The following is an 18,777-nucleotide window of genomic DNA, read 5'->3' on the forward strand; positions in this document are numbered from 1 at the left end:
TTCAGTGGAAGGCAGAAAGGGATCGCGGCGAGGGGAGGCGGCCTCGTGCCCACGGCACAGCCGCTCAGAACGGGGGACCCCCACAGACTCGGGGAGTACGAACTTTCCGGGCGCCTCGGCGAGGGTGGTCAAGGTGCGGTGTTCCTCGGGTCGAGGGACGGCGAGACGTACGCGGTCAAGCTGCTGCACGGGCCCGTCGGGGACGAGCAGGCGGCTTTTCTGCGGGAGGTGGAGCTGGCCAAGCACGTGGCCAGGTTCTGCACCGCGCAGGTGATCGACGCCGGGTTCGACTACGGGCGGCCGTACATCGTGAGCGAGTACGTCGACGGGCCCTCGCTGCACCGGGAGGTAGCACTCACCGGGCCCAGGCGGGGCGGCGCGCTCGAACGGCTCGCGGTCAGCACGGCCACGGCGCTGACCGCCATCCACCGGGCGGGCATCGTGCACAGGGACTTCAAGCCGCAGAACGTGCTGCTCGGGTCGGACGGGCCGCGCGTCATCGACTTCGGCCTGGCCAGGGCGCTGGACGCGGCGGCCACGGTGAGCGGGCGGGGTGTCGGGACGCCCGCGTACATGGCGCCCGAGCAGATCACGGCCTCGGCCGTCACCGGGGCGGCGGACGTGTTCTCGTGGGGCGCGACGATGTGCTTCGCGGCCAACGCCACGGCGCCGTTCGGGCAGGACTCCGTGGCGCCCGTGCTGCACCGCATCCTGACCGCGCCGCCGGAGCTGGGTCTGCTGGACGGACGGCTGCGCACGCTGGTGGCGGCCTGCCTGGACAAGGACGCACGCAACCGGCCGAGCAGCAGGGAGTTGCTGTTCGAGCTGCTGGGGGAGGCTACGGGGGACGAGATACCGGCCGAGGTGCTGCGCTCGCCGCCGCCGCCGCACATCCTGCGGACGCCGCCGCTGGTGCCGGAGCAACGCTCACCGACCGCCTCGCCGGAGGACACCGAGGGTTTTGCGGAGCGGTGGTCGGTCGGCGCGGCGCCGGACCCGATGGCCGAGCCCGAGGACACGGGAGCGGCGGGCAGCGGATATCAGCTTGCCGAACCATCTTCCCATGTCTCCTTACCCCCGGTCGTCACCGAGCCGGCGCCGGTGGCGGGGAGGGGGCGGGGCTGGCCCAGGGCGGCCGTCGCGGTCTGCGCCGCGTTGCTGGTGACCGCCGCCGTGTTGCTCACGATCGTCGTTCCCGCGCTCAGCCGGGGCGGCGACGACCCGATTCCTCCGGGTTCCCAGGCCGCCGCGCCCTTGCCGCCGCCGCGTTCGCACCCCTCCACCGCCCGCTCTCCCTCGGACGAGCCGGCGCCGACCAGGACGCGGGAGACGCGGGGACCGCGCGAATCGACCGCCGAACCTCCGCCGGCCCGCCCGCTCGTGATCGCCGTACCGGCGCTGACCGGGCTGGACAAGGGCGTGGCGGGCAAGGCGCTGAAGAAGGCCGGGCTCGTCCTCGGCGCCGTCACCGAGGTCGACTCCGCGCAGAAGATCGGCCGGGTCCTGAGCAGCGAGCCCGGCTCCGGGGCCATGGTGAACAAGGGCGCGACGGTGACGCTGCGGGTGTCGAAGGGGATCGCCGTACCGTCCGTGGTGGGCATGCGGCGCAAGGCCGCCGAGTCGGCCCTGACCGGCGCTGGACTCCACGCCGGTGAGGTGAGCTTCTCCTGCTCGCGCGAACCGACCGGCCAGGTGCTCACCACCACCCCGCAGGCGGGCCGCCGCCTCGCCGGCGGCTCCCCGGTTGCCCTCACGGTCGCGCGCAACGGCGTCACGGTGCCGTCGGTCGTCGGTCGGCAGGGGGAGGCGGGCCGCGCCGCCCTGGTGGCGGCGGGCTTCGGGGTGCGGACGAAGGAGCAGCTGGTGGAGGAGGAGTCGCGGGCCGGGCTGGTGCTCGCGCAGAGCGTCCCGCCGAACACCTGCGCCGCCGCCGGCAGCCGGATCGTGCTGACGGTCGGCGTGGCCGGCCAGTCGGGCCCGGGCCCCGATCCCGACCCCGGCGAGTCCACCCCCGAACCATCAGAACCGGGCGAACCGACCATCAGCGGGTGACAGGCGGGCAATCCGGCAGCAGGGCGGCGAGTGGCGGGCGAGCCGATGGCAGCGGTGAGTGACGGGGGGCTTCCTGGGCAGTGGGCCGGCATGAAGAAGTTCCTCAAGCTGGTGGTGGCCCGCTACCTGTCCAAGACCCCGCTCGGGCTGGTCGTGCTGGGGGTCGGCTGGTTCCTGGGCCGGCGGCACAAGCGGCGGCGGGCGGAGCGGGAGAACGCGCCGATGCCACGGCGGGCGACGCCCGCCAGGCGGCCGGTACGCAGCGGACGCCGCTGACGACGCAGGCCACGAGGGCACGCGGAGTTAGGCGGGCCCCGGCGAGTACGTGAGGCGCAGCGGCTCGGCGACCAGGTCGCGCAGGTCCTCCAGCCCTTCGTCATCGTGATGCCCCGACGCCAGCACCGACTCCACGAACCGGTACGCCTTACTGCCCGCCAACCCTCGGAGCTGGGCGATCAGCACCTGCGGCCCGCCGACCTCCAGCATCGTGAGGAAGTTCTCGGCCCCCAGCAGCAGGTGCTCCCGCTGCCCCAGCCCCATCGGCTCGATCTCGCCCACGTCCATGAGGAGCGTCAGCGCCGTCGGGCCGAGGATCAGGTCGTGGCGCAGCTCGCGGAGCAGGACGTCGCCCTCGGGGAGGGCTTCCACCAGGACGGCGAGCATGGTGGTCGCGCGGGAGCGGAACGGGCAGGCGCTGATGGCCCGCAGGAGGCATTCGACGTCCTGGCCCGGCCGGGACAGCCAGCCGTTGAGCTCGGCGGCGGCCTCCCTGGGCGGGTAGTGCTGGGTGAGGACGCCCAGGAGCTCGGCGGGTCTGGCGGTGGACAGTTCACCGAGCAGGGGAGCGTCGTGACCGTCCGCCAGGAGCCGCTCGCGTACGGCGCGCAGGGCCAGCGGGGTCAGCCGGGCCAGAGGAGCGAAGGCCGGCAACTCCGGGTGGTCGTCCTCACGGAAAAGGCCCTCGTGGTGAGGGTCGGCGTGGAGGGGGATGAGCGGGCCGCGGGTCAGCTCCACCGCGCCCAGATCGGACAGGACCTCCAGGGTGCGGGCCAGGTCGCGGGCCAGGCAGTGGCGGCGGGTCTCTCGCGGAAGGTCCTCGTCGAAGCCCTGCCGGCAGGCCGGCCTGACCGCCTTCTCCAGGCAGGTCAGCGGGACGTCGTCCATGCCGTAAAGCGTGTCGAGAACGACCGGGAGGAGCCGGCCGAAGAGGCGGGGAAGAGAGGCGCCGACCGCCTGACCCAGCTCGGGGAGCACGTCGAAGGCGCGCCGCCACAACGCCTCTGGATCGGAGATCAGGCCGGCGGCATGGGGTGCCAGAACATCCGCCCAGGCCCGGAGCAGGTCGGGGACGGCGGAGACGTCGCCCGAGCACGTGACCAGGGCGGTCAGGTGCCGGACGGTGGTGCTGCGGGCGGCGGCGGCCGTCAGGTCGGCGGGCGGCGGAAGGGCGATCGGCGGGCGCGCGGCGGCGCGGGTCTCGTCGAGGCTCAGGGCCGGTTCGGTGAAGCGGGCCTCAAGGAGCTCTTCGAGGACGTGGTGGTCGGTGTCGGTACGGCCGGCGTCCAGGGTCCTGCGGAACGGTACGGCGGCCCGGGTGATGGCCGCGTCGGCCTCATCGGGGGTGCAGCCGCGCGGGTCACGCAGGCCGGTCGCGGCCAGGTAGCGCACGTACGTACGCAGGACGTCCGGCGCCAGGTCGAGGACCTCGCGCGGAGCGACGACGTGTTTCGGCACCCACGCCAGCAGGAAGCGCCTGATCTGGGCGTCGTCCCAGTAGGCGATCCGGCCGTCGCGGCTGTGGTGACGGGAGTCCACGGCGGCGGAGAGCAGCAGCTCGTCGGCGGGGCGGCCGCGCTCGCATGCCCAGACCAGGCAGCGGCGCAGCAGCACGGCCTTGGCCGCCGCGAACTCCGCGGCCTCGTCGGGCGCGAACCAGGTACGCACAACCGTGACCTTCTGCCGGCCGGTGGGGGGAAGCAGGGTGAGAGCCCTGGCTGCCCAGTATTCCCGCTCGGAGTCCGGCGCGGGCGGACTTCTCCTTCCCGTCAGGATCGTATGTGCTTACCTTCCGTTTCCTCTCCGCGTCACAGGGGAACGGTCTCGCCTTCGAGCCGCGACCGTTCCGCCGCCCAGGCGATGAGGTGGCTGTGCAGGCTCTCGGCCGGTGAGGACAGCACCGAGGAGTGGTCGCGGCTGGCCACCGCGTCCAGGAACGCCTCCACCAGCCCCTCGTCACCGCCCCCGTGGCCGCCGTGCGCCGTCGCGTCACCGCTGGGCCGGGTGTCGACCACCTCGGAGCCGCCGGTGACGAAGTCGGTGACGGTCAGGCGGTCGCCGTCGCCGTCGATGGAGCCGCGGGTGCCGAAGATCCGTGTCTGCCGGTGCAGCGACGGGGTGAAGGCCGTCATCGTGAACGACGCCGTCGTGCCGCCCTCGAACTCCAGGTTCACCACCTGGTGGTCGACGACGTCGTTGTCGCAGGCGTACACGCATCTGCCGTAAGGGCCGGTGCGCAGCGCCTCCAGCAGGCCCTGCTCGGAGACGTCGTCGGTGAGCACCGAGACCGGCCAGGTGTCCTGGCCGGCGAGGGGCAGGTAGATGCGCTTGGCGGAGTACGGGCAGGTGTCCTCGACCGCGCAGTCCAGGCAGCGATCGGCCGCCCCGTCGGGGCGGTTCTCGGGACGGAAGTGGGCGAGCCCGCCGAACGACGACACGCGCGTGACCCGCTTGCCGGTGAGGTGGACCAGCCAGTCGAGGTCGTGGCAGGACTTCGCGAGCAGCATGAACGTGGACTCGTCGGTGCGCCGCCAGTTGCCCCGGACGAACGAGTGCGCCTGGTGCCACCAGCCCACCGGCTCCAGGTGCTGGATGCTGACGATCTCGCCGATCCGGCCGGAGTCGAGCAGCGTCTTCAACGCCCGCGTGTACGGGGTGTAGCGCAGCACGTGGCACACCGCGAACACCGCCCCGGAACGTTCCGAGGCGGCCACGATCGCCCGGCAGTCGTCCTCGGAGACCGCCATCGGCTTCTCCAGCAGGATGTCGTAGCCCAGCTCGGCGAAGCGCACCGCGGGTTCGACGTGGTCACGGTCCTGGGTGGAGATGATCACCGCGTCCGCGCGGCGGGGGAGCGCCGCCAGCTCGCGCCAGTCCGCGTACTGCTCGGCGCCGGGGAAGCGGTCACACCGGGAGTCCAGCGGATCGGCCACCGCCACCACCCGCGCCCGGCCGGACTCCGTGGCGTGACGGGCGTAGGCGGTCCCCCGCGAGCCCGCGCCGACGACAGCGAGCGTGACCATGGCAATCCTCCACTTATGACACCAGCTTACGTATGTCGATCGATGCTAGGATCCGGGCTGGTAGCCGTCAATAGGGGACTTACGGGAAAGGGTCTCATAAGTGACTGAGCTCCGGCCGGGTGACGCGTCCCTGCTGCGCAAGGTGAACACCCAGGTCACGCTGCGGGCCCTGCGCCGCGAGGGCGTGACCACGCTGACCCGGCTCGGCCGCGTCACCGGGCTGTCCAGGCAGACCGTGGAGGCCGTGCTCGACGAGCTGGGCGAGCGCGGCTACGTCCGCGAGCTGCCGCCGGACGAGGGCGCGATGGGACGGCCGGCGCGGCGCTTCGCCTTCAGGGCGGACGCCGGTCACGTGGTGGGCGTGGAGGTCGGGGGAGACGCCGTCGTCGCGGCGCTGGCCGATCTCGACGGAGAGGTGATCGCCTGGGAACGGGCTCCGGTCCCCGGCGGCGCGGCGGCTCACGAGCGGCTGGAGGCGGCCGGGCGTACGGCGCTGAAGTGCGTCGACGGGGCGGGCCTGGCGCGCAGGCGGATCTGGGCCGTGGCGGCGGGGACGCCCGGCATCGTCGATCGCACCGGGCGGGTCTCGCTGTCGCTCACGCTGCCCGGCTGGACGGGCGTGGACCTGGCCGGGCTGGCCGGAGGCTGGTTCGGCTGCACCGCGCTGGCCGCCAACGACGCCAACCTCGCCGCGCTCGCCGAGCACTGGCGCGGCAGCGCGCGCCACGTCTCCGACCTCGTGTACGTCCTGCTCGGCCACCGGGCGGGCGCGGGCATCCTGATCGGCGGCCGGCTGCACCAGGGGCGCCGCGGCGCGGCCGGCGAGATCGGCACGCTGCGGCAGGTCGGCTGGGAACGGGCCGTCCGCGAACTGGCCGAGGACGCCTCGGCGGCCGAGGTCTTCAAGGCCGCCCTGGCCGGCGACCGCGCCGCCGTGCGCCGGGTGGACCGCTACGCCGAGCACCTCGCCGTCGGCGCCTCGGCCCTCGCCCTGACGGTCGATCCCGACCTGCTGGTGCTGGGCGGCGCTCACGCGCGGGCGGGGGACGTGCTGCTCGACCCCCTGCGCCGGCACCTGGCCGAGCTGTGCGTGAACGCGCCGGAGGTGGTGGCGTCGGCGTTCGGGGACGAAGGGGTGGCGATGGGGGCCGTGCGGCTGGCGCTGGATCACGTGGAACGCGAGATGCTGGGTCTCTGACGCGCCCCGGACGGCCCCCTGTTCCGCCTGGGGCGCGTCTCCCGTCCCGTCAGCACATCCTGAACTCGGTGACGACGTACTTGAAGTTGTCCTGCGACATCCACCCGTACCTGTTGGTGCCCTTCACCCGGGCGAAGACCCACATGGTGCCGTACAGGTTCTCCTTCCAGCAGTGGAGGTAGAGAATCTGTCCCTTGCGGGCGGTGCCGACCTTCTTGCACCTGCGTCCGGCGTACGGCCCGGCCTTGAGGGCGTACGTCCCCTTCATCACCCCGTGACCGGGATCCAGGTTGGAGACCGCGATCGGCGGGCAGGCGCCCGCCACTGAGGCCGCCACTGAGGCCGCCTCTGTGGCCGCCTCTGTGGCCGCCTCTGTGGCCGCCTCGGCCGGCCCGGCCATGAGAACCGCGCCCGCCACCGCCCCGGCCGCCGCGATGGCCGTGACCGTCCTGATCGTGTGCCGCATGCCACCCTCCCGAAGATCGGATCGATGAGAGCATCGTGGCCGCACGGCTGTTGAGCCTGTGTTGAGTCCGCGTTGAGCGGTGCTGAAAGGGGCGGGGCGCTGCGGTGGGTCGCGGCGGGTCGTGGTGCCGTGGGAGGGTCAGTAGGCGCGGGCTGTTTTGAGGAGGGCCGCGTGGACCTGGGCCTCCGGTAGGTCCATGGTCTTGACCGCGCCCCACTGCAGCGCCCCGAGCAGGGCCCAGCTGCGGAGTCTGGCCTCCGGGGTGGGGTCGTCGCCGGCCAGCCTGGTGTAGATCTCGTCCCTGAAGGACTTGATCGTGGCGCGCTCCGAGCCGGGCTCCGCGGTCGAGTCGTCGGCCGCCAAGTCCTCCATGAACAGCCGGATCACCGACCGGTAGCGCACGGCGAAGCCGACCAGGGCCTCGATGAAGTCGGCGCGGCTGTCGTACGTGGCGTCCAGCAGCGCGAGCATGTCGCCCGCCACCGGCGACAGCAGTTCGAGCGCCAGCCGGTCCTTCGGGTGGAAGTGGTAGGCGACCGCGGTCTTGGTCAGGCCGACGGCGGCGGCGATGTCGGCGAGGGAGGTGGCCGCGTAACCGCGCTCGGCGAACAGCTCCCTGGCGGCGGCCAGGATCCGGCTGCGGGTGTCGTCGGGTGTGGTCATCGTCTCATTTCCCTATGGGAGACGGCCTTCCGGATATATCCCGTTTTATCGTATGTCCTGTACGACCGTACAGGACGGCCGTCGAGTGGGGGCAGAGCGATGACGCGGTTGCTGGGACGGCTGGGCGGCTGGTGCGCGCGGCACGGCTGGATCGTGCTGGTGTCGTGGGTGATCGCGGCCGCCGCCCTCATGGGCTCCAGCCTGGTGTTCGCCGCCCCGACCACCAGTGACGCCAGCATCCCCGGCACCGACGCGCAGCGCGCGCACGACCTGATGAAGACGGGCTTCGGCTCCGGCTACTCCACCGGCGGAACGGTACAACTCCTGCTCTACTCCGCCGACGGCCCCCTCATCGAGAAGAAGCGCAAGGAGGCCGTGGAGCAGTCCATCGACCGGCTGCGCGACCTGCCGCACGTCAAGGACGTGGACACCCCCTTCCGCAGGGGCGGCATCTCCTCCAACCTGCAGATCGGCCTCATCACCGTCCGCCTGGAGGGCAACGCCCCCCAGAAGATCGGCGAGACCACGCAGACGCTGTCGAAGGCGGCGGATCCGGCCCGCGCGGCCGGGCTCGAAGTGGTGCCGGCCGACAGCTCCACGCCTGCCGACAAGGAGATCAAGACCGGGCCGAGCGAGATCATCGGCGTGGTCTGCGCGCTGCTGGTGCTGGTGTTTGCGTTCGGGACGCTGGTGGCGGCGATGATCCCGATCTTCGTCGCGCTCGTCAGCGTCGCCTCGGGGCTCGGCGTGATCGGCCTGCTCGGCTGGGTCGTGGACATGCCCAAGCAGGCCGGCATCATGGCCACGATGATCGGGCTCGGCGTCGGCATCGACTACGCGCTCTTCCTGCTGTCGCGCCACCGCCGGCTGCTGGCGGGCGGGGTGCCGGTGGTGGAGTCCGTACGGCGGACCGTGGCGAGCTCCGGCGGAGCGGTCGTGTTCGCGGGCGGCACGGTGATCATCGCCCTGAGCGCGCTGATGCTGGCCGGGTTCCCGCTGCTGGCCACGCTCGGCTGGGTGACCGGCATCTCGGTCGTGGCCGCCGTGCTCACCTCCGTCACGCTCGTCCCGGCCCTGCTCGGCCTGCTCGGCCACCGCATCAACGCGCTCAAGGTGCCCCTCCTGCGCGGCGCCGCCTCGGGCGCGCACACCACCGGCGGCACCGGCTGGGCGGGGCTCGGCTCGTGGGTGGCCCGCCGCCCGTGGCGGGTGCTGCTGGCCAGCGCCGTCGTCCTCGGCGCCCTCGCGGCGCCCGCCCTGGCGCTCCAGCTCGGGGCACTCGACGAGGGGTACGGGGCGCGGGGCTCCGAGCCGCGGCGCGCGTACGAGCTCATGGCCACCGGCTTCGGCCCCGGCGCCAACGGCCCGCTGATCGTGGTCGCCGAGCTGCCCGCGAAGGTGGCCGACGCCGGCGACCCCATCGTGGACAACCTCGTCCGCGAGGTGAAGGACGTGGACGGCGTGGCGCACGTGAGCGAGCCCAAGGTCAACACCTCGGGCCGGTCGGTGCTGCTGCAGGCGATCCCCGAGTACGCCCCCAGCGACAGCCGCTCCGCCCAGGTGGTCAGGGACGTCAGGGACATCTCCGTGCCGGGTGTCCAGCTGCATGTGGGCGGCAAGGTCGCCGGGCTGACCGACGCCGGCGACCGGATGGCCGAGCGCACCCCGCTGGTCATCGGGGTCGTCGTGCTGCTGAGCGCGTTGCTGCTGTTGCTGGCCTTCCGCGCGCCGATCGTGGCGATCAAGGCGGCGGTGATGAACCTGGTCTCGCTGGGCGCCGCCTTCGGGGCGCTGGCGATGGTGTTCTCGGTCGGGCTCGGCAGCAGGCTGGTGGGCATGGACCCGCCGGTCAGCTCGTCGTACGTGCAGGAGGTCTTCTTCTCCGTGCCCATCGAGAGTTACGTGCCGCTGATGTTGTTCGCGGTGCTGTTCGGGCTGTCGATGGACTACGAGGTGTTCCTGCTGACCGCGGTGCGGCAGTCGTACCAGCGGCACGGCGGCAACGCGCGGGCGGTGGCCGAGGGACTGGGGTCCACCGGGCGGGTCATCACCTCGGCCGCGCTGATCATGGTGGCCGTCTTCGTGGCGTTCATCGCCTATCCGGACGCCATGGTGAAGACGTTCGGGGTGGGGCTGGCGGTGGCCATCGCGGTGGACGCCACGATCATCAGGGGGTTCCTGGTGCCGGCCACGATGGTGCTGCTGGGCCGGCTCAACTGGTGGTGCCCGCGCTGGCTGGACCGGATCCTGCCGAACCTGTCGGTGGAGGGGCACGAGGAGGACGACGAGCCCGTGGTGGAGCGGCGGGAGCAGCCGGTCACGGCCGGGGTGTAGCGATCAGGCCATAAACGGCGTCATCAGTCGGGGCCGGTCAGTCCGGGTCGGTGACGTCGCAGGCGGCGACCCAGCCGACGTCGCCCGTGGTCGTGTTGCGGCCGTGATGCCACAGGGTGCTGGCGAAGTTCTCGTCGCACTGATAGAGCCCGTGCTGCTCCGACCGGTCGGCCTCGAACTGCTGTCCCAGCCGGCCGAACCCGACCCGGTCGGCGCCGGGCTCGGGCAGGCTCCAGACGATCACGTCGTCGTCGCCGAAGTCGTACAACATCCTGCCCCGCCCGCTGCCGGCGTGGGCCGTGCCGCCCAGCGCCAGGGCCGCGAGCAGGCCGAGCGAGATGACCTGTCTGACGTGCACCGTTCCTCCCGCCGCCCTCCTGCCGCGTCGATCCGTGCTGCACAGCGTAGGGATTAGGTTACTCAGTGTTCCAGTGGTTTCCCGGCGCGGCGCCAGCCGAGGAAGCCGCCGTCGAGCGGGCGGGCGTCCTGGCCGTGCGCGCGCAGCAGGCGTACCGCCTCGGGGGAGACCACGCAGTACGGCCCCCCGCAGTACGCCACGATCTCCGCCGCCCCCGCCAGGTCGCGCAGCCGGCCGGGCAGCTCCGCCATGGGCACGGAGACCGCCCCCGGCACGTGCCCGGCGGCGTACTCGTCCGCCGATCGCACGTCGATCACCACCGTGCCGGGATCCTCCAGCCGGGCCGCCAGCTCGTCGGCGCTCACGCCCTCCAGCGAGCCCAGCCGGCTCCGTACGGCGTCGCGCAGGTCCGCCAGCCGCCCGTCCGCGAACGACTGGAAGTCGCCGAGGAAGCGCGACACTTCCTCGCCGGCCAGCCGGTAGCGGACGTGCGCGCCGTCGCGCCTGCCGATCACCAGGTGGGCCGCGCGCAGCTGCTGGAGCTGGGCGGAGGTGTTCTTCAGCGGGATCCCCGCCGCCTGCGCCAGCTCCTCGACCGTGCGCTCGCGCTGGTCGAGCACGTCCAGCAGGCGCAGCCGCACCGGGCTGGCCAGAGCCTTGCCGATGCGGGCGAGCTGGGCGTAGATCGGCTCCTCGGGGAACGTCGCCATCGTCGCCCTCAGACCATGTACTGGTCGTGGCGCAGGTACAGCTCGGTCCACTCCTCGGGGGAGAGCTGACGGCCGGTGTTGGCGATCTCGGCGAGCTCCTCGAAGTACGCCTCGCGCGGCGCCCCCGGCGTGAACAGGATCAGCATCGTGGCCGGCTCGCCCGACTCGTTGCGGAAGGCGTGCACGCCGCCCTCCGGCAGGAACAGGAAGTCGCCCGGCCTGCCGTCGGCCCACTTCGCGCCGTTGAAGAGCCGGATCGTGCCGGACAGCACGTAGAACGACTCGGTCATGGTGCGGTGGAAGTGCGGCCCGGGGCCGGACGGGCGCGGGCCCATCTCCCAGCGGTACAGGCCGAACGCGCCGTTCGTCGAGCCGCCCGTGGCGAGGTAGTGCACCTGCGTGCCGCCCTCCCCGATCGAGAGGTCGGGCGTCCGGTCGGCCATCGTGAAGGTGCCGCTGTGCTCGCCTTGCTCACCGAAGTAGCGGGCGTCGGGGTAGGACATCGTTCATCTCCTCTATGGTTCTAAGGAATTTTAGAATAACGAGGAGGAGGCTGGTGCGAAAGGCCCGGGTTTCAGAACGTGATGACCGTACGGGCGACCGTGCCCTGACGGACGTGGGCGACGGCGTCGTTGATCTGGTCCAGGGGGAGGCGTTCCGTGATCAGGGCGTTGAGGTCGAGGTGGCCCCGCGCGTACTGGGCGGCCAGCATCGGCAGGTCGCGGTGCGGGGCCGCGTCACCGCCCTGGGTGCCCATCAGGCGGCGGGAGGCGAACAGCAGGCCGGTGTCCAGCTCCATGGGGTGGCCCTTCGGCGGGCTGCCGACCATGACGGTGGTGCCGCCCGGCTGGGTGGCGGCGAACGCCTGGGCCAGCACGCCGGGGACGCCGGTCACGTCGAAGGCGTAGTCCACGCCGCCCCTGACCAGCTCGTTCACCTGCTGTGGCAGGTCGGAGGCGAGCACCGCGTGGGTCGCGCCGAACTGCTCGGCCAGCTTGAGCTTGCGCTCGGCCACGTCGGCGGCGACGATCGTGGTCGCGCCCGCCAGCACGGCGCCCTGGATCACGTTGAGCCCGACGCCGCCGCAGCCGACCACGAGGACCGTGGCGCCCGGCGGGACCTGGGCGACGTTGAGTACGGCGCCCACGCCGGTGACGACGCCGCAGGCCAGGAGGCACATGGCATCGAACGGCGCCGATTTCCCGATTTTTACGCACATGGGCTCGGGGACGACGGCGTACTCGGCGAACGAGCCGATGCCGATGAAGCGCCGCGTCTCCTCACCGTCCAGCGTGACCCTGGGGGCGCCGCCCATGATCGTGGGCAGCCGGGACGGGCCCGTGCAGAGGTGGAACCGGCCGGCGCCGCAGGAGCGGCAGCGGCCGCAGGGGCCGCAGGGGCCGTTCATGGCGATGATGACGTGGTCGCCGGGCTTGACGGAGGTGATGCCCGTACCGACGCTCTCCACCACCCCGGCGCTCTCGTGGCCGAGGATGAACGGCGGTTTGCTCACCACGGGGCTCTTGCCGTCGATGGCCTTGAGGTCGGAGCCGCACACGCCCGACGCCTTGATCTGGACACGGACCTCGCCGGCGGCCGGGTCCGCGATCTCGACCTCGCGAATTTCCAGGGGAGCGTGGAAGGCGGTGAGCACGGCCGCGCGCATGAGCATGTGCCACACGCTAGCCGGGGCGCCTGGTGCGAGCAAGCGGTTGCTCGGGAGCGAGGGCGGTTCGTGCTGGAGTGCGAATGACCGTTGACGGCCCTCGCGGGCGAATTTACGCTCGGACGAAACCAAGCGAGCGCTAGGCCAAATGTGCGGGAGGCCGTCATGGTGCGGGGTATGTCGGTGGCGGCCCAGATGATGGCGCTGGTGATCACGCTAGCCGCCGCCGGATGCGCGGCCCAGCAACAGGGTACGACCGGCCAGGACACGGCCGGCGTCACCGACACCACGATCAAGGTCGGGGGCGTGCTGACCAAGACCAGCGCCAGCGGCTACTCCACCAAGGACGCCGAGATCGGGGCCAAGGCCAGGTTCGAGCGGGCCAACGCCGCGGGCGGCGTGCACGGCAGGAAGATCGAGTTCTTGGGCGCCGAGGACGACGGCCAGGACGCGGCCAAGGGCGACGCGGCGGCCAAGAAGCTCGTGCAGAAGGACGGCGTCTTCGCGCTCCTGCCCGTGCACGCCCCCAACTTCGGCGGCGCCGCCTTCCTCGAACAGCAGGGCGTGCCCTGGTTCGGCTGGGCGACGGGACCCCAGTGGTGCGGCACGAAGACCGGCTTCGGCTACAACGGCTGCCTGGCGCCCAAGCAGGGCGCGGGCTCCCAGACGTGGTGGGGCCGGCAGATGGCCGACCTGCTCGGCGGCGCCGAGGGCAAGAGCGTCTACGTCCAGACCACCGACTCCAGCGGCAGCAAGTACGGCGGCACCACCATCTCCCAGTCGTTCACCGCCGCCGGCTTCACCCTGGCCGGGGTGAACTCCGGGCTGCCCGCCGCCGCGCCACCACCCGACTGGCTCCCGTACGTCAGCAAGATCATGACCTCGGACGACGGCCAGCCGCCCGACGTCGTCGTCTCCGTGATCGCCGGCACGAAGTTCAACGTCGGCCTGTACGCGGCACTCAAGCGGGCCGGTTACCGGGGCGTGCTCACCGACGCCACCAGCTACGACGCCGCCATCCTCAAGGACCGGGCCAGCGCCCAGGCGCTCGAAGGCGTGATCGCGGCGCCGATGTTCGAGCCGTTCGAGTCCACCGCCCCCGAGATCGCCCAGCTCAAGCAGGACGTCGAGCGGGTCGCCCCCGGCACCGCGCTCACCCAGCACCTGGCCATCGGCTACTGGGCCGCCGACATCTTCCTCGACCTGCTGAACCGCACCGGCAAGGACCTGACCAGGGAGAAGTTCCTCCAGACGGCCAACGGCTCCTACGTCTACGAGAACGCCGGCTTCGGCCGGATCGAGTATCCGAAGGACCACACCGAGCCGAACGGCTGCGGCGCCCTGGTCGAGCTGGTCGACGGCGCCTTCCAGGTGGCCAAGAGCATGAAGTGCTTCGACAACGTGCCGCTGAAATGATCCTGGACTACGTGCTCAGCGGCCTGGTCACCGGCGCCGTCTTCGCGGTCATGGGATCGGGCCTGACGCTCTCGTACGCGGCCACCGGGGTGTTCAACTTCGCCCACGGCGCCATCGGCTTCCTCACCGCCCTGCTCTTCCACCAGCTGAACGAGGCCGGCCTGCCCGCCTGGCTCTCGGCGCTCGCCTCCGTCGCCCTGTTCGCCCCCGCCCTCGGCTACCTGCTGCACAAGGCCATGTTCAGGGGGCTCTCCCAGGCGGGCGAGACCGCGCAGATCGTGGCCACCATCGGGCTCACGATCGCGCTGCCCGCGCTCGGCCTGCTCGTCGTGGACGTGGCGGGGCTGCCGCCCGCGGACGCGACCGCGCTGCCGCGCGGCGTCGGCCCGCATCCGGCGCAGCCGTTCGACGTGCTCGGGGTGCGGCTGGACAGCGACCAGGTGATCACGTTCGCCGTCTCGGCGGTGGCGGCGGCCGGGTTGTGGGCGTTCATGCGGCACACGCCGTACGGGCTGCGCATGCGTGCCTCCGTCGACCGACGCCGGCTGGCCACGCTGCGCGGCATCGACGCCGACGCCACCTCCGCCCTGGCCTGGATGCTCGGCTCGGGCCTGGCCGGCCTTGCGGGGGTGCTGGCCGTGTCGGTGCTGGGGCTGGACGCGACCGCGTACACGGTGCTGCTGTTCGCCTCGGCCACGGCGGCGGTGTTCGGGCGGCTGCGCTCGATCCCCTGGACGTTCGCGGCCGGGCTGGCGCTCGGCGTCGTGCAGAACCTGGTCGCCGGATACACCGACTTCCTCGAAGAGGTGACCGGGCTGCGCACGGCCGTCCCGGTGATCCTGCTGTTCGCCGGGCTCGTGCTGCTGAACAGGTCGCGCGAGCGGGTCGCCGGCAGCGCGGCCGAGGACGCGCCGCCGCCCGACCACCTCGCGGGGCTGCCGCCGTGGCGCCGGCGGCTGCCGTGGGCCCTGGGCGTGGCCGCGCTGGTGGCCTTCGCCTTCGCCGGCTCCGACTACTACGTGGGCGTCGCGGCGCAGGGGCTCGTCCTGGCGTTGATCTTCTGCTCGTTCGTCGTCGTGACCGGCATCGGCGGCATGGTGAACCTGGCCCAGGCCGCCTTCGCCTCGATGGCCGCGCTGACCTGCGGGTGGGCGTTCGCGTCCGGGCTGCCGTTCGTGGTGGCGATCCTGCTCGGCGTGCTGGCCGCGGCGGCCGTGGGGATGCTGGTGGCGCTGCCCGCGCTGCGGCTGGGCGGGCGGGTGCTGACCCTGGCCACGCTGGCCATGGCGCTGCTGGCCGACCAGGTGCTGTTCCAGGTGGACGCGTTCAGCAACGGGACCATCGGCTGGCCGCTGCCCGCGCTCGGGTTCGGCTTCGCCGACACCTCCGACCCGCGGGTGCGGGTGATCGTGCTGCTCGCCCTGATCGGCCTGGTGGCGCTGCTGATCCGCAACCTGGAACGCTCTGCTTCGGGCCGGGCGATCCTGGCCGTGCGCTCCGCTCCGGCGGCGGCCACCACGTCCGGGCTGTCCGCGCCGCGGACCAAGATCGTGCTGTTCGCGCTGGCGTCGGCCATCGCCGGGCTGGGCGGGGTGCTGTTCGCCATCTCCAAGGGCTCGATCACCGCGACCGACCTGCCGGCCTTCGCCGGGTTCGTCTGGCTGGCCGTGGTGGTGCTGCAGGGGGTGCGGCGGGTCGGCGGGGCCGTGCTGGGCGGGCTCGTCGCGGTGGCCGTGCCCGAGCTGCTGGCCACGTGGGACGTGTCCGCGCACGTCGGGGCCATTCTGTTCGGGGCCGGGGGGATGATCCTGGCCAAGCATCCCGACGGGGTGCTCACCCAGCTCGCCGAACTACGCCACCGTCGCCGCCATCCGCCGGCCCCGCTTCCCCGCGTCCGGGAGGCGGTCGGCATCCGGGAGACAGGTGGCGTCCGGGAGGCCCCAGTCGTCCGGGAAGCCGCGGTCGTCCGGGAGACGGCCGCCGTTCAGGAGGCGCCCGCCTTTCGGGAGGAGCGGCCGGCACGGGCCGGAGACCTCTTCACCATGGAAGGAGTCGTCGCCGGATACGAGGACTGCACCGTTCTGCGCGGGGTGGACCTGACCGTCAACCCCGGCGAGGTCGTCGCCCTGCTCGGCGCGAACGGCGCCGGCAAGTCCACCGCCTGCGCCGTCGCCGCCGGAGACCTGCCGGTCGAGTCCGGCCGGATCCTGCTGGACGGCCAGGACGTCACCACCTGGCCCGCCCACCGCAGGGCCCGCGCCGGCATCCTGCTGGCCCCCGAGGGCAGGGGCGTCTTCCCCGGCCTCACCGTCGAGGAGAACCTGCGCACCTGGCTGCCCGACCCGGGGCCGGTCTACGAGCGCCTGCCCCAGCTCGCCGACCGCCGTACCATCCTGGCCGGCGCCCTGTCCGGCGGCGAGCAGCAACTGCTCACCCTCGCCCCCGCTCTCGTGCGCCCGCCCCGGGTGCTGATCGCCGACGAGCCGTCGCTCGGGCTCGCGCCGATGGTGGTGCGGCAGGTGTTCGACGTCTTCGCCGAACTGCGCGCCCGCGGCGTCGCGCTGCTGCTGGTCGAGGAGAAGGCCACGGAGGCGCTGGCCATCGCCGACCGGGTGGTGTTCATGCGGCTCGGCCGCGTCACCTGGACAGGGCCGCGCTCCGAGGTGGACAGCGAGCGGCTGACCGCCGCCTACCTGGGGGTGAGATGAACGTGCAGGGCGTGCCTGGCGGTGACGTGGTGCTCGACGTACGGGGCGTGTCGGTGGCCTTCGGCGGGATCAGAGCGCTGGACCAGGTCTCGTTCCAGGTCGGCGAGGGGCAGGTCTGCGGCGTGATCGGCCCGAACGGCGCCGGCAAGACCACGCTGTTCGACGTGGTGTCGGGCCTGCGCAGGCCGGGAGAGGGACGGGTGCTGCTCGACGGGCGCGACCTGACGGCGGTGTCGCCCGTCAGGCGGGCCAGGGCGGGGCTGCGCCGTACGTTTCAGCGCACCCAGGTCTTCGGCCGGCTCACCGTGGCCGGGAACGTGCTCGCGGCGCTCGACTGGCACGGCGGCGGTGGCGGGCTCGCCGCCGACCTGGTCGGCCTGCCCGCCAGGCGGCGGCTCGAACGCGAACGCCAGGAGCGGGTGGCCGAGGTGCTGGAGCTGTGCGGGCTCACCCCGCTGCGCGACGCGTACGCCGCCGCGCTCCCCGTCGGCCGGCGCCGCCTGGTCGAGCTGGCCAGGGCCCTGGCCGACCGGCCCCGGGTGCTGCTGCTCGACGAGCCCACCTCGGGGCTGGACGCCGGCCAGAGTGAGCGCCTGGCCGAGGTGGTCGCCGGCCTGGACACGACCGTGCTGCTGGTCGAGCACGACATGGGGTTCATCATGGGCACCTGCGACCGCATCGTGGTGCTGGACCTCGGCAAGGTCATCGCCACCGGCACCCCCGCCGAGATCCGGGCGGATCCGGTCGTCAGGGCCGCTTACCTGGGGTGAGGCGTACGTCGCGGGCCTACCATCGGGGGAGCAACCGCGTGGAAGGGAAACCGCATGGCATTCCACCCGAACCTCGATCCGGAGCTCCGTGCCGCGATCGAGCAGACGCCGCTGGTCTCGTTCGACTGGTCCACGATGTCGTACCAGGAGCTCGCCGACCAGCGAGCCCAGATCACCACGATGCTGGCCGCGGCGCCCCCGCCCGACACGCGCGTCACGATCGAGGACCGCACCGTCCCAGGGCCCGAAGGGCAGCCGGACGTACGGCTGCGGATCTACCAGCCGCCGGAGCCCGGGGAGGACAGACCGGCCCTCTACTGGATCCACGGCGGCGGCATGATCATCGGTGCGCCCGAGATGGACGACGCCCTGATGATCGGCTACGTCGAACGGCTCGGCGTCGTCGGCGTCTCCGTGGACTACCGCCTCGCCCCCGACCACCCGCACCCCGCCCCCGTCGAGGACTGCTACGCCGGCCTCGCCTGGACCGCCAAGAACGCGGCCGAACTCGGCATCGACCCCGCGCGGCTCGCGGTGGGCGGCGCCAGCGCGGGCGGCGGCCTCGCGGCCGCCACCGTCCTGCTGGCCAGGGACAGGGGCGGGCCCGAGATCGCGTTCCAGCTGCTCGTCTACCCCATGCTGGACGACCGCAACACCACGCCCTCCAGCCACGAGTTCACCGAGGCCGTGGTCTGGGACAGGGGGGCCAACCTCTTCGGCTGGACGGCGCTGCTCGGGGACCGCATGGGCACCGACGACGTCCCGCCGTACGCGGCCCCGGCCCGCGCCACCGACCTGTCCGGCCTCCCGCCGGCGTTCGTGGACGTGGGGGAGCTGGAGGTGTTCAGGGACGAGTGCCTCGGCTATGCGCAGCGTCTGGTGCAGGCGGGGGTCTCCACCGAGTTCCACCTCTACCCGGGAGCGTTCCACGGCTCGGAGATGATGGTGCCGGACGCCACGCTCAGCGTACGCACCCGCCGGACCCGCGAGGCGGCGCTCAAGCGGGCACTCGGCCTCTGATTTGGAGCCGGTGATGCCGGGTGGGTGACCACCCGGCGTCACCGGGTGTGGTTCCCTCTTGCAGGGCGTCGGCGACTCCTCATACTGAAGGCAGGGGCAGGGGAGCCTCGGCTGGAG

General features: G+C 72.6%; 16 protein-coding genes. 8 read left to right on the forward strand and 8 right to left on the reverse strand.

Annotated elements, in window-relative coordinates:
• Positions 1–45: 45 nt before the first annotated feature.
• Together AB0C28_RS13985 and AB0C28_RS13990 are read left to right on the forward strand one after the other, a co-directional pair.
• Positions 46–2,052, forward strand: coding sequence for a PASTA domain-containing protein (locus AB0C28_RS13985; RefSeq protein ID WP_358074481.1), 2,007 nt, complete (start codon positions 46–48; stop codon positions 2,050–2,052).
• Between the two features lie 54 nt (positions 2,053–2,106).
• Positions 2,107–2,328, forward strand: a complete 222-nt coding sequence (locus AB0C28_RS13990; protein ID WP_358074483.1) for a DUF6203 family protein — start codon at positions 2,107–2,109, stop codon at positions 2,326–2,328.
• 27 nt (positions 2,329–2,355) lie between these two features.
• Here the strand turns inward: AB0C28_RS13990 and AB0C28_RS13995 are convergent, their stop codons facing one another.
• Both AB0C28_RS13995 and AB0C28_RS14000 read right to left on the reverse strand, forming a co-directional pair.
• On the reverse strand, positions 2,356–3,996 hold the full coding sequence (locus AB0C28_RS13995; RefSeq protein WP_357837933.1) for a hypothetical protein: 1,641 nt from the start codon (positions 3,994–3,996) through the stop codon (positions 2,356–2,358).
• A 140-nt stretch (positions 3,997–4,136) separates the two neighbouring features.
• Positions 4,137–5,351: a Gfo/Idh/MocA family oxidoreductase gene (locus tag AB0C28_RS14000; RefSeq protein ID WP_358074486.1), complete on the reverse strand. Its 1,215-nt coding sequence runs from the start codon at positions 5,349–5,351 to the stop codon at positions 4,137–4,139.
• A 100-nt stretch (positions 5,352–5,451) separates the two neighbouring features.
• On the opposite strand from AB0C28_RS14000, the gene AB0C28_RS14005 reads away from it, so the two are divergent.
• The gene (locus AB0C28_RS14005; protein ID WP_358074489.1) at positions 5,452–6,549 is read left to right on the forward strand and encodes an ROK family transcriptional regulator; all 1,098 of its coding nucleotides are present in this window, start codon (positions 5,452–5,454) and stop codon (positions 6,547–6,549) included.
• A gap of 49 nt (positions 6,550–6,598) precedes the next feature.
• Here AB0C28_RS14005 and AB0C28_RS14010 read toward each other — a convergent pair whose 3' ends face one another.
• Positions 6,599–7,015 (reverse strand): hypothetical protein, encoded by a 417-nt coding sequence (locus tag AB0C28_RS14010; RefSeq protein WP_358074491.1) that lies wholly within the window; start codon positions 7,013–7,015, stop codon positions 6,599–6,601.
• 138 nt (positions 7,016–7,153) lie between these two features.
• Positions 7,154–7,678: a helix-turn-helix domain-containing protein gene (locus AB0C28_RS14015; protein ID WP_358074494.1), complete on the reverse strand. Its 525-nt coding sequence runs from the start codon at positions 7,676–7,678 to the stop codon at positions 7,154–7,156.
• Between the two features lie 99 nt (positions 7,679–7,777).
• On the opposite strand from AB0C28_RS14015, the gene AB0C28_RS14020 reads away from it, so the two are divergent.
• Positions 7,778–10,012: an MMPL family transporter gene (locus AB0C28_RS14020; protein ID WP_358074497.1), complete on the forward strand. Its 2,235-nt coding sequence runs from the start codon at positions 7,778–7,780 to the stop codon at positions 10,010–10,012.
• 37 nt (positions 10,013–10,049) lie between these two features.
• Here AB0C28_RS14020 and AB0C28_RS14025 read toward each other — a convergent pair whose 3' ends face one another.
• The 4 genes from AB0C28_RS14025 to AB0C28_RS14040 form a co-directional block, all read right to left on the reverse strand.
• A complete protein-coding gene (locus tag AB0C28_RS14025; RefSeq protein WP_357837915.1) occupies positions 10,050–10,370 on the reverse strand; it encodes a hypothetical protein in 321 nt (106 codons plus the stop codon).
• A 62-nt stretch (positions 10,371–10,432) separates the two neighbouring features.
• Positions 10,433–11,080 carry a metalloregulator ArsR/SmtB family transcription factor gene (locus AB0C28_RS14030; protein WP_358074499.1) on the reverse strand — a complete coding sequence of 216 codons (648 nt, stop codon included), beginning with the start codon at positions 11,078–11,080 and terminating at the stop codon, positions 10,433–10,435.
• An 8-nt stretch (positions 11,081–11,088) separates the two neighbouring features.
• Positions 11,089–11,583 carry a cupin domain-containing protein gene (locus AB0C28_RS14035; protein ID WP_357837909.1) on the reverse strand — a complete coding sequence of 165 codons (495 nt, stop codon included), beginning with the start codon at positions 11,581–11,583 and terminating at the stop codon, positions 11,089–11,091.
• A 71-nt stretch (positions 11,584–11,654) separates the two neighbouring features.
• Entirely contained in the window at positions 11,655–12,752 is a 1,098-nt protein-coding gene (locus tag AB0C28_RS14040; RefSeq protein ID WP_358074502.1) for an alcohol dehydrogenase catalytic domain-containing protein, read from the reverse strand.
• Between the two features lie 159 nt (positions 12,753–12,911).
• Between AB0C28_RS14040 and AB0C28_RS14045 the strand changes: the two genes are divergently transcribed.
• The 4 genes from AB0C28_RS14045 to AB0C28_RS14060 are packed head-to-tail and all read left to right on the forward strand — an operon-like array spanning position 12,912 to position 18,660.
• Positions 12,912–14,162: an ABC transporter substrate-binding protein gene (locus AB0C28_RS14045; protein ID WP_358074505.1), complete on the forward strand. Its 1,251-nt coding sequence runs from the start codon at positions 12,912–12,914 to the stop codon at positions 14,160–14,162.
• Positions 14,159–16,870, forward strand: coding sequence for an ATP-binding cassette domain-containing protein (locus tag AB0C28_RS14050; protein ID WP_358074508.1), 2,712 nt, complete (start codon positions 14,159–14,161; stop codon positions 16,868–16,870). The genes AB0C28_RS14045 and AB0C28_RS14050 overlap by 4 nt, the downstream gene beginning before the upstream one ends.
• Positions 16,867–17,640 carry an ABC transporter ATP-binding protein gene (locus AB0C28_RS14055; protein ID WP_358074511.1) on the forward strand — a complete coding sequence of 258 codons (774 nt, stop codon included), beginning with the start codon at positions 16,867–16,869 and terminating at the stop codon, positions 17,638–17,640. Before AB0C28_RS14050 ends, AB0C28_RS14055 begins: the two co-directional genes overlap by 4 nt.
• Before the next feature lie 54 nt (positions 17,641–17,694).
• Positions 17,695–18,660, forward strand: a complete 966-nt coding sequence (locus AB0C28_RS14060; protein ID WP_357837895.1) for an alpha/beta hydrolase — start codon at positions 17,695–17,697, stop codon at positions 18,658–18,660.
• The last annotated feature ends 117 nt before the right edge of the window (positions 18,661–18,777 follow it).

The organism is Nonomuraea sp. NPDC048892, assembly GCF_040649735.1.
Taxonomy (GTDB): Bacteria; Actinomycetota; Actinomycetes; order Streptosporangiales; family Streptosporangiaceae; genus Nonomuraea; species Nonomuraea maheshkhaliensis.